Annotated in this window: 12 protein-coding genes; 3 read left to right on the top strand and 9 right to left on the bottom strand. The window is 57.4% G+C overall.

Annotation, left to right across the window (positions count from 1 at the left end; genetic code table 11):
* Positions 1-28: 28 nt before the first annotated feature.
* The 9 genes from cas3 to ACT6QH_RS04070 form a co-directional block, all read right to left on the bottom strand.
* Positions 29-2,557, bottom strand: a complete 2,529-nt coding sequence (gene cas3 / locus ACT6QH_RS04110) for a CRISPR-associated helicase Cas3' (protein ID WP_444973548.1) — start codon at positions 2,555-2,557, stop codon at positions 29-31.
* 216 nt (positions 2,558-2,773) lie between these two features.
* A complete protein-coding gene (locus ACT6QH_RS04105) occupies positions 2,774-3,472 on the bottom strand; it encodes a hypothetical protein (protein ID WP_444973547.1) in 699 nt (232 codons plus the stop codon).
* 251 nt (positions 3,473-3,723) lie between these two features.
* The gene (locus ACT6QH_RS04100) at positions 3,724-5,055 is read right to left on the bottom strand and encodes a tyrosine-type recombinase/integrase (RefSeq protein ID WP_444973546.1); all 1,332 of its coding nucleotides are present in this window, start codon (positions 5,053-5,055) and stop codon (positions 3,724-3,726) included.
* A 413-nt stretch (positions 5,056-5,468) separates the two neighbouring features.
* Positions 5,469-7,769, bottom strand: coding sequence for a phage tail tape measure protein (locus ACT6QH_RS04095; RefSeq protein ID WP_444973545.1), 2,301 nt, complete (start codon positions 7,767-7,769; stop codon positions 5,469-5,471).
* 19 nt (positions 7,770-7,788) lie between these two features.
* Positions 7,789-8,193: a hypothetical protein gene (locus ACT6QH_RS04090; RefSeq protein ID WP_444973544.1), complete on the bottom strand. Its 405-nt coding sequence runs from the start codon at positions 8,191-8,193 to the stop codon at positions 7,789-7,791.
* A gap of 31 nt (positions 8,194-8,224) precedes the next feature.
* Positions 8,225-9,142 carry a phage protease gene (locus ACT6QH_RS04085; RefSeq protein WP_444973543.1) on the bottom strand — a complete coding sequence of 306 codons (918 nt, stop codon included), beginning with the start codon at positions 9,140-9,142 and terminating at the stop codon, positions 8,225-8,227.
* 13 nt (positions 9,143-9,155) lie between these two features.
* Positions 9,156-10,040, bottom strand: coding sequence for a Mu-like prophage major head subunit gpT family protein (locus ACT6QH_RS04080; RefSeq protein WP_444973542.1), 885 nt, complete (start codon positions 10,038-10,040; stop codon positions 9,156-9,158).
* A gap of 17 nt (positions 10,041-10,057) precedes the next feature.
* Positions 10,058-10,462, bottom strand: coding sequence for a hypothetical protein (locus ACT6QH_RS04075; protein ID WP_444973541.1), 405 nt, complete (start codon positions 10,460-10,462; stop codon positions 10,058-10,060).
* Positions 10,463-10,661: 199 nt separating this feature from the next.
* Positions 10,662-11,105 (bottom strand): hypothetical protein, encoded by a 444-nt coding sequence (locus ACT6QH_RS04070; RefSeq protein ID WP_444973540.1) that lies wholly within the window; start codon positions 11,103-11,105, stop codon positions 10,662-10,664.
* A gap of 877 nt (positions 11,106-11,982) precedes the next feature.
* Here ACT6QH_RS04070 and ACT6QH_RS04065 point away from each other — a divergent pair.
* The 3 genes from ACT6QH_RS04065 to ACT6QH_RS04055 all read left to right on the top strand — a co-directional run bounded on the left by ACT6QH_RS04065 (position 11,983) and on the right by ACT6QH_RS04055 (position 13,680).
* Positions 11,983-12,387 carry a hypothetical protein gene (locus tag ACT6QH_RS04065; RefSeq protein WP_444973539.1) on the top strand — a complete coding sequence of 135 codons (405 nt, stop codon included), beginning with the start codon at positions 11,983-11,985 and terminating at the stop codon, positions 12,385-12,387.
* Between the two features lie 67 nt (positions 12,388-12,454).
* Positions 12,455-13,006: a DNA-binding protein gene (locus ACT6QH_RS04060; protein WP_444973538.1), complete on the top strand. Its 552-nt coding sequence runs from the start codon at positions 12,455-12,457 to the stop codon at positions 13,004-13,006.
* The gene (locus tag ACT6QH_RS04055; protein ID WP_444973537.1) at positions 13,003-13,680 is read left to right on the top strand and encodes a MerR family transcriptional regulator; all 678 of its coding nucleotides are present in this window, start codon (positions 13,003-13,005) and stop codon (positions 13,678-13,680) included. Before ACT6QH_RS04060 ends, ACT6QH_RS04055 begins: the two co-directional genes overlap by 4 nt.
* The last annotated feature ends 750 nt before the right edge of the window (positions 13,681-14,430 follow it).

Here is a 14,430-nt window from a genome sequence, read left to right as displayed (position 1 = left end):
CCCACAACTTTAAGACGCACTCCATAGATCAGGCGAGGGCAAGGCCGCGAACCGGGTCATAATGCAGCCCGCCGACAATGCCCCCATCCTCATCCACGACCGCAATCTTGCGCACGTCCCGCTCCCAATCCTGCCATGAGGCGCGCAGCCGGGCGATATCCGACGCGGTCTGAGCCTCTTCAAGGCCTGTACGCGCATAAAGCCGGCGCGACATCTGGACTTCTGAAAGCGCGCTGGCGCGGGCCTCCGTATCTGCCGAAGCCCAAAAGTCGAGTTTGCCATCCACCCGCCGCATCAGCACCAGCACAAGCTGGTCCTGCCCCAGTCGCGTCGGGAACCTGCGATCATCGAAATAGTGAGAAGCCTGCCCATAGCCCTCCGCAGGCTTGAGAACATTAAACCGGGCCTGCGCTGCCTGTGCCTGATCCTTCCCGATATGTTCAAGCTCGGCCCGCTCCAGCACCTCCGGCACGGGAAGATGCCCCTCATAAACCTCTGCAATGAGGGCGCGCAGCTTGGTAGGGGCAAGAATGGCACCTTCCCGCAGAAGCGCGCGGGCCGTGCGCCAGAGCACATCCGAAGGATAAATCCAGCCCCCGGAAGGCTGGAGGTCAAAAATCCAGCGCTCATCCCGCACCACATCCGGGTCGGGCGTCAGCAGATGCAGACGCGGCCCCGGAACCGGCCTTACCGCGCGCTCATGACGCCACAAGCGGCCGGCACGCTGGATGAGGTCTCCCATAGGGGCCAGATCAGAGACCATGAGATCAAAATCGAGATCAAGGGAGGCCTGAACCACCTGTGTGGCCACCAGCACCGCTCCTGAGCGGCCTTGTCCGTTTTTCCCGAAACGGGCCATCATCTGTTCTTCAATGCGCTGTCGATCAGCCATGGCAAAACGGGCGTGCAGCAATTGAGCTGGAATACCGGCAGAGTGCAGGGCCTCGACCGCAGCATGGGCATCATCCACTGCATTTCGCACCCACACACAGGCTGCACCCGCTTTCACGCCCTCTGCCAACACCTGAAGGGCCGCATCAATCTGGCCCAGGCGCACAATTTCGACCCGGCGGCATGTCTGTGGCACAGGATCGACCGCTCGCGCTGCTCCCGTCTGCCCCATTACCGTCAGAGCCGGGTAAGAGGAAGGCAATGCGACCTCCGTTACGCAGGGCGCACCTGCACGCTTCCGGCCTTCTTGCCATGCTGCAACATAGCTAGCCCGCATGTCTTGAGGCAGGGTTGCTGTCATCAAAATGGCAGAGCCACCAAAAGCGCCGTGAAACTCCAGAAGCGCCCGCAGTTCCCTCTCCATATAGGGGTCGTAATCATGCGCTTCATCCACAATCAGTACCTGCCCGGAGAGGGCGGCCTGTCGTAACGTGTTAAAGCGTGTTGGCAGTATGGCCATCAATGCCTGATCAATCGTGCCAACGCCGATTTCCGCCAGCAATGACAACCGACGATCATCCGCGAGCCATGGTGCACAGGAATCTTCTGATATCACCTCTTCGCCGGAGCTGTTCCAGTTGCCGCGCACTTCAGAAAAGGCGGTACTCAGACCGCGCCGCCCATGCGACAAGGACAGAGAGGGGCGACCTTCAAACAGTCGCGACATTTGCGGGCGCATCCGCATGAACATGGCTTCAGAGCTGGCCATGGATGGCAGGGCGAAATAGACTCCCCGCGCTTTCCCAGCCTGCATCAGGCGGCTAGACAGTATCAGGGCAGCTTCTGTTTTACCGGCCCCCGTCGCATCCTCGATGAGCGCAAGTATCGGCCCTTCCGGCAAGGCAATATCAGCTACAACCTGCTGCATGGGACGCAGGCTGCCACCTGTAAGATCTTCCGCACGCAGGATCGCCGGACGGGAGAGACCCAAACCCGCCTGCTGCACAGCAAAAGCAGCCTGACTGCGCGCAACTTTCCAGTAACCGATAAGATCATCAACAGATGGTGAGAAAGGAAACCAGATGGCATTAGAACCGATCCAGTCGGCTTCAACAGTCAGGCCCGACAACAACCATGACAGTCTCCTGGCTGCATCTTCCGTCAGCCCTTCAAGTGACAGAGGCGCAAAATGGGTGGCCAGCGCCTCAATAATCCAGATGGCAGCAGCCTGCCCCTCTGCCCCAATACCCTTCCCCTGCCGCCGTAGGGCATCACCACCAAGCACTGCAACGGGGCTGCCATGGTGACCTGACACTGCGCCATAGAGCAGGGTACGGACCGTCTGGCTCCCTCCGCAAAGTTGAGCAAGGAGCGCATCTTGATCCCGAAGATGCCGATATGTCAGCTGCCAATGCCGTCCGTTCTCCGGGGGCACACGACCAGTCTCAATCTGAAGCCTGAAAGTGCGGGACACTTTACCAAGATCATGCAATGCAATCAGAAGCAGCAGCGCATTGCGAACATGCTGCGGCTGGTCTCTTAGCGGGCTATATGGCCACAGCTCAAATGCCACGGCCGCGACATCAAGCATATGCCACAGGGCAGGATGGCGCACGCCATTACTATCCGATTTACCCGGCCAATCATTAAGGATCTTTGATTGCAAGAGATGCCTCTGATTTTATCGATACGTATTTATGTATTACATTACCCACCCAACCCCTAAAGAGAGAGCAATATATTTAAAATATCAGAGACACAATCTTAATCGCAAAAGGAAACACGCTCAATTATTGAGATTAACCCCTATATATTATGGAAATCTTGATGTATTTATTCGATTGAAACGATATCGACACATTGTTGATTCACTCAACTGCGATCATTCATCGCCATCCCGCCCATTGCGAATGATACGCAATACAGCCTTGGCGAGAGAAGCTCTGGTATCATAGCGCTGAAACTCTTTCGGCAGGGTTGCCTCAATGGCCATGATGGCATCAATGAACGGCACAGGATCGCCGTCACCGATCTTGTGATTATCGATGGCTACTGGCAGTCCATGTTTTCGGGCTACCTCATGGAGCCCTTGGATCATGACCTCCCAGGCATCCCATTTCCTGAATGGGCGCACGTCAAGGAATTCCGTATCGGCATTGCTGTCTGGCGTGGTGCCATCCTCATTCAGGTGGGCCAATGCCATGTCAGCAGCATGGATGAGGTCACGAAGATCGCGGGGCACTCGTTCCAGATGCGGCTCATCCCCTGCGTCCGCCACCAGACGGGTTGTCAGCCTGGAACGTGCCTCCTGCGACCCCTCACCCTGACTGAAGGCCGCAAGGGCTGTCGCAAAGGTTGCCGTAGCTTTGCGCAATCGATTGATCCGTTCGGCAATGTCGCGCTGGAAATGGACATTCCGCGCAATGCTCTCCCGCCTGATATAGGCATTCACGACCTGCTCAATCTCTTGCCGGGCAGTATCTGATATCGTTCCTCCATCAGGAAGCCATGCTCTCTCAACCGGCTCCCATTGTGCTGCCCAGACAGGTAATGCGTCAGGATTGAAGACCGCCACATCCACGCGCTCCCGCCTGTCCGTGCGCGGTGTCAGCGGGGCATCTGGAGCACGTCGAACCATCTTCACTCTCCCGGCAGACCATGGGCAAAGAGGCCCGGATCAAGGGCATGGTGTCCCAAAAGGCCACAATGGGACACGTATATCTATGTGTTTGTGTCCCATACTCATAGATGTAAACCCTTGTTCCAGTGGCCTTCTGTTCATCCGGGACACTGGGACAGTCGGGACACCGTATTTCAGCCGCTCTCCAGAAATCAGGCGAATGACCCGAATGGGATGGCTGAAATCTTCAGGACATGATCTGCCCACAGCTCCAGCGCCTCGGCCTTTTCCTTCCGGTATGTGGCGCGATTATAAATACCGGCCACACCCGCCTTCGAGCCGCTGATGTGGTTGAGGACCGCCTCCACCACATGAGGCTGAATGCCGAGCTCACCCATGCTGGTCGCCATGGTGCGGCGCAGGTCATGAATGCGCCAAGGCGCAACATGTGGTCCCTTTCCAGCCCTGGCCATATCCGCCAGCTTTTGATCCAGATGTGCCTTGGCCTTGCTCCAGCCGGAAAACCCACCCTGTCCGCGACCGAACACATGCTCACGCGGAACCAGACTGCCATTGCCATCCTCGATCCAGCCACGCATCTCAAGGGCTTCCATGACAAGATCAAATGCTGGAGGCGACAGCGGGACCTCATGCGGAAGCTTGTTCTTGGTGCGTGAGCCGGGAAGAAGTAAAGTTGGCCGGTTGGTTCCGCTCCGCTCTGCCGGGACCAGTTCAGAGGCCGACATGGATGCAATCTCATCCCTTCGCTGGCCGGTCAGGATCAGCAGGCGAACGATGCGGCCATAATCCCCAACCGGCTTTCCGTGCTCATCCCCACAGGCCAGCCAGACTGCAACCAGTTCTTCAGGGGTGAGGACACGGTCTCGCCGGGTTTCCTCCGTGGCCTTGTTGGTGCCAACAACAGGATTATTGTCGGCCAGCCCTTCCCCGATGGCCCATGAATACAATGCGGACAGGGCCGCACGCGCCCGGTTGGAAGCCGTCAGTCCACCCTTGTTCCTGCCGTCACTGTCCTGTCCCAGACCCGTAGCGATCTCACGCAGGCGCGACGACACCGTCTCACGGGCGATCCTGCTGATCTGGATCTCGCCCAATGGCCTGAAGCCAACCAGAAGGTGCCGCTCCACCTCAGCAATATATCTTGGCGAACGACCTTTTGCCCTCAGATGTGAAAGATAGTCGGGCACAATCGCAGCCAGAGTCCTGCCGGCCTGGCTGCGGGTTTCGACTTTTTCACCCTGGGGATCATGGCCCAGATGGACACTGGCCAATATGTCCTTGGCTGTTTTGCGTGCCGTGACCAGATTGAGGCTGCCATGCTTTCCGTTCCTGCCAGCCAGATCGACGGTGCCCAGGGTCATGCGGCGTTGTTTGCCGCCCTGCTTGTACTGGACAATCCATGTCCGCTTGCCGCCGCTGCGGATGCGCAGGCCGAACCCCGGCAGATCATCATCGAACCAGATCCTGTCTGCAACGCCATCGGGCAGAGCAAGCTGGGCAAGTGCTTTTTCCGTGAGCTTCATGGGGTCTCTGCCTGGGAAACTGGGAAGATCATGGGAAGCCAAAAGCTGATGCCTTCTGATGCCTTCCGACCAAAACAGACAGAGGGTGTATATAATTATGTGTTGTTATTCAATATGAAATAGGCGCCTTTCGCAGCTTCCCAATTACGAAAAATTGCCTGAAAATCATATTATCTCGTGTCTTTTAATCATAGGGTCTTGGGTTCGAATCCCAACGGGCTCACCAATAATCCCAATGACTTAGAAGAAAAGATGCTTCCTAGAATTTCCATCTAGGAAGCATATAGGAAGCAGCAGAGGCCCGCTTAGAGGCTATCTATCCAGTTGTAGCGCGCAAAATCGAATGTCAGCGCGCGCCAGATCAAATGTCAGTCAGCTCGCTGCGGCATGGGTCACTTAAATACTATATCTAATCATGCGGTATCCGTGAGCGCATTGGCGTTGTTGCCGAGGCGCGCCAGCCGCTGCTCAATGGCGCGGGCCGTGGCCTCCGGATTGCTGCCGGTGATGTGGAAGGTGTTGTTCTGGGCGAAGGTGCGGCTGCCCCCCAGGCTGGCCTTTTTTTGGGGTGCCGGGCGCGGGGGGGAGCCGTTTTGAGCAGGCGCGGGTTTATAGGCCGGAGGCATTGGAGATCCATCTGTTGCTCGCGGCCATTGCGGAACACTCGGTGCCGAAAAGACCGGCGAGATCACGGGCTGCGCGGTGAATGAGAGCGCGGCCCTGATCTGGTTGGCGATGCCCTGCGCCTCATGGACCGCTTTCGCCCCCTCAACGGTCAAGGTGTTATTGCAACCGGTCATCGCTGCGCGCAGCGCTTCCTCAGCACCCGGCAGCCTCATGGCGTCTTCAACGGCTTTGGCGGCCTGTACAGCTTCTTCCTTGGCGAGGCGCAGCGCATGCTTGCTGCCCGGCCCGCCCCGCGCGGCAGAGGTTTCTGCGGCAGCCAGATTGTCCTGTGCCGTCTTGTTCTTGCGAGCGGCATCGACAACGGGGTGCTCTGCGGGCTTATCTCCGCCTGTCAAAGCCCGGTACTGGTCTTTCATCCAGTAAATGGCGTCATTGAAGTCCTTAATATCCCGCGCGGTCATTTCAGCAAATGCATCAATCCCAGCCGTGATAGCAGGGCCGATATTGGCCCCGAGTTCTCCGAATGCATTGTTCATCTTCTTCACACTGGAAGATGTTTTGTCGTCATCAACCTTGAATGCCTTATCAACAGAGCCTGCGCGCTTCTCAGGGTCTGAAATATTGCCCAGCGACGCTTTGTAATCTTCCTGGGAAGCTGCCAGACTGCCGAGGGTATCGGCATGCTCCTGCCCGGCGAGCCCCAGTTGAACCTTCGTTCTTTTTTGCGGGTCCAGCTTGTCGATGCGCTCCAGAACATCCAGAAGCGCCTGCAATGGGTTGTCACGGATGTTCTTTTCCAACTGCGCGGCGTTGAGACCTATTTCCTTCAGGGCGGCCTTGAACTTTTTGCCTTGAGAGGTTGCTGTGTGGAAACTGCCCAGCAGATATTTGACGCCGGTCGCGGCCACGCTAGGCGGCTTTCCAAGGGCCAGAAGGGTTGCACCGAGTGCCGCCGCTTCATGTTTGGCCAGCCCGAATGTTTTAGGGATATCGCCAATATCCGTCAGGAACGAGATGATGTCCCGCTCCTTGGCCGCGCCTGTATCTGCCAGAACATTGATGGAATCACCAAAGTCCTCAATGCCTTCCTGATTGAGCTTCCAGACATTGGCCAACTTGGCCAGCGAATCGCCCGCCTCTTCCGCCCCCATCCCGAAGGCGACCGCCGCCTTGGCACCATAGACAGCAAACCGTGCAAGGTCCTCGGTTGGGCGGCCCGCAAACCCTGCCTGAGCGACAAGTGCGGCAAGTTCTTCCTTGGCGAGAGGCACAGTGCGGGTGAGCTTGAGGATATCCCGCCCCAGCTTGTCGATTTGCTCCGGGGAGCCATCCACGGCCTTGCGGACATCCGCCATTGCATCTTCAAAGGACATGGCATGTGAGGCTGCCCCCTTGAGAGCGAGCCCCACGGCCAGAATGCCACCTGCGGCAAGCCCTCCCGCCATCGTCATGCCGGGAATAGCCGGTGCGCCCAAGCCAATCGCAACATCACGGGCCGTGTCCATTTTGGTATTGCTGCCGGAAATACCACCCGCAGAACCTGCCCCATGCGCGCCCGGTCGAACTGCGCCAACTGCTGCCGCTGCCTTGTTGAGGTCACCCACCAGTTTGCCGGTGCCTGTTCCATTGAGGGCACGAACGGCATTGGTCAGTTCACGCACCTCTTTCTCGGCCCGGTCAGCCGCAGGTACGATCTTCTGGATTTCAGCGGTAGCCTTGCCAACACCAGCGGCCCCACCAGCGCCAGCCTTGCCGATGGCGCGCTCCAGTTCACGCGCCTCTTTCTCGGCCCGGTCAGCCGCAGGTACGATCTTCTGGATTTCAGCGGTAGCCTTGCCAACACCAGCGGCCCCACCAGCGCCAGCCTTGCCGATGGCGCGCTCCAGTTCACGCACCTCTTTCTCGGCACGATTGGCCGCAGGTGCGATTTTGCCAAGATCGCCAGCCAGCTTTCCGGCACCACCCGTGCCAACTCCCAGCGCTTTTGCTGCGCCGGAGAGTTCCTGCAAATCCTTCTGTGCAGTTTTGGCGGGGCCGGACAACTGATTGACCAGCGTCAGGCGCATCGCGACATCAAGGGCGCTCATTCATCCGACTCCGCTTGTTTCAGAACCTGACCCAGACGCCCTTTGCATCCACGTCATCCACGATGCCGGCTGGTGAGCGGGTGGCCTCGCCATCCGTCTTGGCCACCGTGCAATCATCCACCACAAAACAGGTCTGGCCGATGTGAGCCCGCGTGATGGCGTCATCACCAGTGGAATTGTTGAAGGCAAAGATGCCCCGGTCATAGTCCACCAGAACTTCACCGGCTGTCTCTGTGCTGACAGCCTGCCGGGTGACTCGGCCAATGCCCCGCAGCCCGGTTGCCGTTGAGCCCGGTGTGCCCAGACCATTGGCATTCACGCACAGCAGGGCACCGGCATAGAATTTTTTCGAGGCCACAGCCGGGATGCAATACAGAACCCCGACGCGCGAATGGGTATCTCGATCTGACTTCAGGGCAGACATTTTCCTGTCCTTTCGAAGCGGGGTGAAAAACTCAGCGCAGCCGGTCGGGGTTCACACCCAACACCCGGCCAACTGAGGCGGCAGCATCAGATAAGGCCTCAGTCCCGAACCGGGAGGCATGCATCCGGGCTTCCATGTCCGGCGTGATCGCCGGGGCGAACAGGTGCGCCAGAGGTGTGCCGATCTTCGAGACAAAGTGATCGAAGGATTCCTCATTGGTCGAGCACAGCTCCAGTGCCCATTCCCGCATGGCTGGCGGAAACACACCCTGTTTCAGGCAGTCCTCAACCTTCATTTCCACCTGAGACTGGCGCATCTCATTACGCTGGGCATTGAGCTGGGTCACCGTGCTGGCAAGGCCCGACATGGCCGTTTCATGCTTGGCCATAAGCCTTGCGACCGCTGCCAGAACCGCGCTTTCATCAGCCATGGCCTGATCCAGACCCAGTGCGCCTGCCAGTTGCCCCATAAATTGTGAGGGCACAGCCGGTGAAGCATCCGCAACGGCAGGCATGGAAAGAGCCGGAGCCGTAACCAGAGCGACAGAATGCAGCCATGTGGCTGCCCCGCCCGGATCATGCTTGAAGGTGGGAGAGATATAGCGGTGCGTGCGCGCTGCCAGCACGGCCTTGCCACCCTCAAGCCAGTCCACCTGGGCATAGATGCCGTCTGCCTTGGCATGAAGGTTCTTGACCCAGCCCACGGCATCAGCCCGCTCACCCATGGCAGCGCGGCGCGATGTGGCATGATCCAGATCAACCGGCAGGTCGATCCCATCCGCCTGAAAACGCGAGACCAGCAATGCCGGATCGAACTGGTAGGAGCGTCCGTCCCGCGTGGTGACCCGGCCAGCCGGGGCAACCTTGATGGTGGCCGGAATGTCTCCGCTGGAATTGAGGCCAGCCACTTCACTGGCAATCACACCCATGCCAAAGGCAACATTTTCCATCTTCATCACCTCCTCACGCGACATGGGGCGTTACAATCAGCTCGGCTGATTTGGCCCAGATATTGGACGTGCCACTGTGGTTCTCGCCCAACAGCAGCGTTCGCGCATCCTCCTCAAGGCTGGGCGGGGCAATCAGATGGGTTGGGGTGATGCCAAGGATATGGCCCTGATCGCCAGTGAGGGCACACATGGCCGCGCGGGCGGAGGCATAGTTGGCGGCAGTCAGGGGCTTCTTGGAGCCAAAGGCCAGTTGCCAGAGACCAAACCCGCAATTTACACGGGCACGGATACCGTAGAGGAAGGTATCCGTCATGAAGACACGCTTATCGGTCAGGTCATTGAGGGACTGGAACTCATATCCCTCACGCTCCTGCCACACCAGCGGCTTCACCCCGCGCGAGGCATCCAGCAGGAACCATGCCGGGCCTTCCCCTTCCTGAACATTGCTGAATTGCTGAACCGCGCCATCAATCTCGGTCGAACGCGTGTCAAAGAAAGGCTGGCCATCATAGCACGATGTGGTGAAACCGCTTTTCAGGAGAGAGAAGGCAATCTTGTCCGGATGAAGCTTGGTTGTGCGCCCCATCTCTGAAAACATGGGCTTGTAAATACCGTACTTGTCATCCGCCACATCATCGCGCTGAACAGATACGGTGCTTTCAAACTTCTTGTTCTTGATCGTAAAGCCATGGGCGTGCAGGTTTTTTACCACACGGTCACCCACCCACTCCCGCAACTCCGGGAACTGGCCAAGCCAAGCGTAGTTCTCTTCCGCTGCGGTCGATGTCACATTCATGGCAATGGTGCCAATATGTGAGGGCGTGGCTTCAAAAGCGCCACTGAAAACCTCTTGGAAACCTTTGGAGACAAGGTCAAGGTTACTGCTATTGACCAGCATGACGACCTCATTGTCGTTTAACGGTTATGATTTGACTGCTTTTTCTGCCGAAGACGCTGGAGCGTGCGATATCCGGTGCGGCGCGTCAGACCGCTGATGCGCGCGGCCTCATCTGCGGATTTCCCGGCGGCAAGCGCTTCTTCCATTTTGCGGCGAGCAGACTGCAATGATGGGATGACAGTCGCGGCCACGACGCCAGTGGGCCCGCGTGGCAAATCAAGAACGAACCCGCGTTCGCGCCCTGCTGACGACAGTTGTTGGAAATAACCGCACAGCGCATCAGCGCTCTCGCGGCCCAGAAGTTCCACCATCCAATGCCCGTCCGGAGCATGTGCGGGAATAAAGACACGCCCGCCGCCCCGCGCCTCAAACAGCTTCAGGGCTGCGTCAGTCCCAATGACCTCGGCGATTTCATCCCACAAGGGACAAGGCGATTCATTCATGCTTACCCACCAACGTCTCTGGAAATTCAAAATCGAATGGAAAGGGCGTGAGCGGCCTTCCGTCCCGGTTTGGCACTCGGATAGCTCGCGCCTTCCCGGTGCCCGCAGGCGGCTTTCAATGCCCCTTTAATTTTCGGAATGCGCACGGAGGGGCCGAGCACAAACGGCAGACCCGTCTTCAATGCGGCAGCCCAAGCACCCGCATATTCACTTTGCGCGGGCGAGGCTTGGAGCGGCTCTTTGTGGATGGAACGGTGGTATTGGCGCGAAACAGCGTCAGTTCTGTCGCCAAACCAAAGGCTGCGTCATCTCTTGCAGACACCCAATCCTCACAGGCCGTGCGAACCCGGTCACAGCTCTCCAGCAGTGTGCCCAGCAAAGTATTGGCCCATTGCACAACGGCGTCCTGCGCATCCTCCGGCAGCCCCTCAAGGCTCTCGCAATCCTTGGATGCCTTGCTGAAGGCTGCCATCAGGTCCGCATGGGTATGGCAAACCAATTGGATCGCATCTTTGCTGCTTTCGGCATTCTTCTGACCAGACTGAAGCAGCAGTCGCAGCATTTCGCGCAGCTTTGGCGCATCCAGCCCATCAATATCAATGTCATTGTTTTGAACAGACATGCTCAGCCCCGCATCATTCATACTGAAAGGACGCACTGGCCTAGGGGGCAGGCACATTTCAGTCAGTGAATACAGGGTGCCTCAAGTCACCATAAAACAGACATGGTGAAACAAGTCACCACGATGCCTGTTTCAGTGAAATATTCAGGGCAGTTTCTAAGCGCGCATTTGACAGGCAGCGCGTATGCCGGGTAACGAAAACAGGTGGCGGAGAGACATTGCCTCGGCAACCGTCCCCCCAGTATCGGCCTGCGCGAGGGGTTACGGCCTCGCCTCCGCCACATCTTCAGAGCGCCATGAGCGCCCGCAACAGAGCGCCAGTGAGCGCCTACTTCTCGTCCTTGGGGGCAGGAAGCGCCAACGGCGGCTCTTTATGCGAGGCTGTCTCAGATGCCGCAGACGCCAAGCCAAGCTCGATCAAGCGACGTGCGGCTTCTGCACGATTGGGAACGTCACTTTGGCGACGACGCCAGTCATCAATGCCATCGCCAAGTTCAGTGGGCAGTCTGATTTCAAAGCGGGTGGGTTTCCGTTCCATATCGGATGGATACGTTGATTACGGATGATCCGTCAATTCCTCTTGACGTCATTACGTATGATACGTATCAATATACATCAGCCGAACGCGGTGTTTGCACCACCACGTTCGGCCTAACTACCAGCAAGGATAGACCCCATGCCGGAAGCTGTTTTCATCAGTAGTCAGAACCCGCGCGCCCGTTGAAGGCCAGACCCGCCCCACTGTGCAGGGCTATGCCCTGCACACCCCGGTAGGTCATCCAACCCGGCTCGCCACCGTGCGCCCCCAGCCCGTCACGGGCACTCGCCCCTTCGCCCGCGCTTTCCGCGCCCTCGGCCTCATGCAGGAGGGCATGTGATGAATATCCTGCCCAACTACGCCAAAGACGACCCTATGGAGGCTCTCTGCATCCTGAAAGACGTCGCCGATGCACTGGGTGCCGTTTTAGGCAGCGCGGACAGGGACCTTCTGGACCCGCCTGATGTGCGCGCGGGCTTCAGTCACATCGCATATGCGATGAGAGATTCGCTTGAGAGCGTGTCCCATCTCGTCAGGTCGCGCACCCAAAACGCAAGAGAACTGGAGAAGGAGCGCGATCAGGCAAAAGCTGCCGCACTGACAGCAGAACGAAGATACGAGTGCCTGAAGTTCGTTGTAGAGTACAATGATGCAGAACGCGCCAGAGAGGAAGCCGGGGCACAGGTTCCCGACCTGACAGAGTCGGTGCCCATCACCGATGGCGACATAGCCGCTGCGGGCTGAGCCCCGATGATGAAGCAAGGCGGGGCGTGGCCCCGCCTTTTTCGTTTCCTCTCAGGACGAGGGCATCATGGACGATGCATTCCCCCTTACAGTGACCATCGCAGCAGACGAATGGTCCGGTTTGAAAATGCGTTTGCGATATCTCGAAGCGGCGCTCATTCAGGCATACCGGCATGAGCGCCAGCTCAAGGAATGGTTCTCAGTCAGTGACCTTCTGGCGCTGGAATTGCCCGGTCTGCCCTGTACGCGGCAGGGCCTTCTGCGCCGTGCGCGTACCGATGACTGGACAGTTCGTCATGGCCTGGGACGAGGTGGTGAGCAGTACGAGTTCCACTTCTCCAGTTTACCAGGACGCGCATTTGACGCTCTGATTGCCCGCATCATCGCGCCTCCAGGGCAGGCAGTCCAGCGGCGGACCATCGACACGCCCGACCGCAAGCTACCAGACAATACAGCGCCGCCGTGGCTGTTGCCTCTGATGCGGATTGTCCGGTTTGACAAGGAAGTCGGCCTGAATGATGCGATGTATCAGTTGCGTGAAATCATACCACCGGGCGTATCTCTGCCGGAACTTGATGAATTGGCTCAAGCCCTCCAAAGATTCGGAAACCGACATTGAGCAAATATCATGACAAGGAATGGTGGTCGGCTGCGGAACTCGCAGCCGCCTGCCTCCCCGATATCCCCACCACACGCGAAAACTGCTCCCGTCTGATCCGAAGAATAGGGCATGAAAAACCGGAATCAGTGCGAGCGCGCACTGGACGTGGGGGCGGCGTTGAATGCCATATATCTGCCCTACCGGAAGCAGCGCGGGATAAGCTGGTTCAAGGCTCCCATTGTGAGCGCGCCCACTTTGCCCTTCCAGAGCTGCCAGCCGGTACGTTTCCGCTATATTTCAAAAAGAGAATGGAGGCATGTGAAGTTGGCGGGCCAAGAGAAAGCGCCCTGCTATTTAAACTTCTGATCGCTGAACTCGTGGTGCGCTATGCACAATGGAAAGCCGTTCCCGTTGGCCATATGACGCGCCACTTCGCCGGATGTATGTCAGCAGGGCAGAACCCCTTCTCCGAAGAAGACCTCCTTCAGCAGATCGCTCCTCCTTCCGGTTGCAATGGGCATATCACCCGCTTTCTGGCGCATCATACTTGGATGAAAGAACAGCAGAAGGCACGCTTCATCCAATGGTACGTTTTCCGGCGCATTGTAGCTGGCACCCGATGGAGACCATACCGGAAGCCTGTCGATGGAATTTCACGCAACATTCGATCACAAATATTCAGAATAAATTAGATTGCAGGTGTATATTAAAATATAAATTTCTGAATAATTATTTCATAAAATAAAATATGATTTATTTGCGGAAAAATAAATTTATATACTGCTTATTTTATTAGAAAATAACTTCTTGATATGAATTTTCTAAAAAAGTCCAAGTTCGCACTTTGTGCATGCTGGCAGGTGCTTTTCATGACCACATTCCCGAGTAAGCGTCACAGTTTGATGCATGTAGGGCATTGATTGGAAATGAGATTTCATAAAGTTCGCAGAATAAGAGCGCTAATATGGAACTGCGCGCAACCTCGCGTCAAAATGGTCCGAAAACTCCGGAAACTGTGACGATGGCAAATTGCCTCCTCTGGGGCATTCTGCGGCCTTATGCCATTGACGGTGAAGTGAGACTGCCTCTAGGCACCATGCCATATGATTTTGCGCGCAGGCCGTCACAGTTCGGAAAATTGGCTAATCACTGACAAATGATCTGTCGTTTGCGCATTGAGGGTTTGCGACCATATGTGGCCGTGAATATCCCGCGCAAACAAACTGTTATCCCGCTCACTCCCGCCAATTCCCGCTTATTCCCAGTTATCACGACACTGACATATGATCTTGCGGGTTACACTATAACCGGGTGGCCGCCTTTGCGCGGCGATGGCGGAGCGAGCTTCAGTATGAACAGCAGACCAGCGGGCGCGGGACGTTCGTGCCTTTGGTTTTCCAGCCTGGCGAGGCCTTCCAGTTCGACTGGAGCGAGGATTATGC

The organism is Haloleucobacter albus (genome assembly GCF_052492075.1).
Note: the sequence above shows the minus strand (reverse complement) of the source record. Positions and strands in the feature narration are given on the sequence as shown.

Bases quoted from the DNA above. Each gene is read 5' to 3' on its own strand.
- ACT6QH_RS04060 (WP_444973538.1), top strand. From the start codon at position 12,455: ATGGACGATGCATTCCCCCTTACAGTGACCATCGCAGCAGACGAATGG.
- ACT6QH_RS04080 (WP_444973542.1), bottom strand. From the start codon at position 10,040: ATGCTGGTCAATAGCAGTAACCTTGACCTTGTCTCCAAAGGTTTCCAA.
- ACT6QH_RS04100 (WP_444973546.1), bottom strand. From the start codon at position 5,055: ATGAAGCTCACGGAAAAAGCACTTGCCCAGCTTGCTCTGCCCGATGGC.
- ACT6QH_RS04085 (WP_444973543.1), bottom strand. From the start codon at position 9,142: ATGGAAAATGTTGCCTTTGGCATGGGTGTGATTGCCAGTGAAGTGGCT.
- ACT6QH_RS04095 (WP_444973545.1), bottom strand. From the start codon at position 7,769: ATGAGCGCCCTTGATGTCGCGATGCGCCTGACGCTGGTCAATCAGTTG.
- ACT6QH_RS04065 (WP_444973539.1), top strand. From the start codon at position 11,983: ATGAATATCCTGCCCAACTACGCCAAAGACGACCCTATGGAGGCTCTC.
- ACT6QH_RS04070 (WP_444973540.1), bottom strand. From the start codon at position 11,105: ATGTCTGTTCAAAACAATGACATTGATATTGATGGGCTGGATGCGCCA.
- ACT6QH_RS04090 (WP_444973544.1), bottom strand. From the start codon at position 8,193: ATGTCTGCCCTGAAGTCAGATCGAGATACCCATTCGCGCGTCGGGGTT.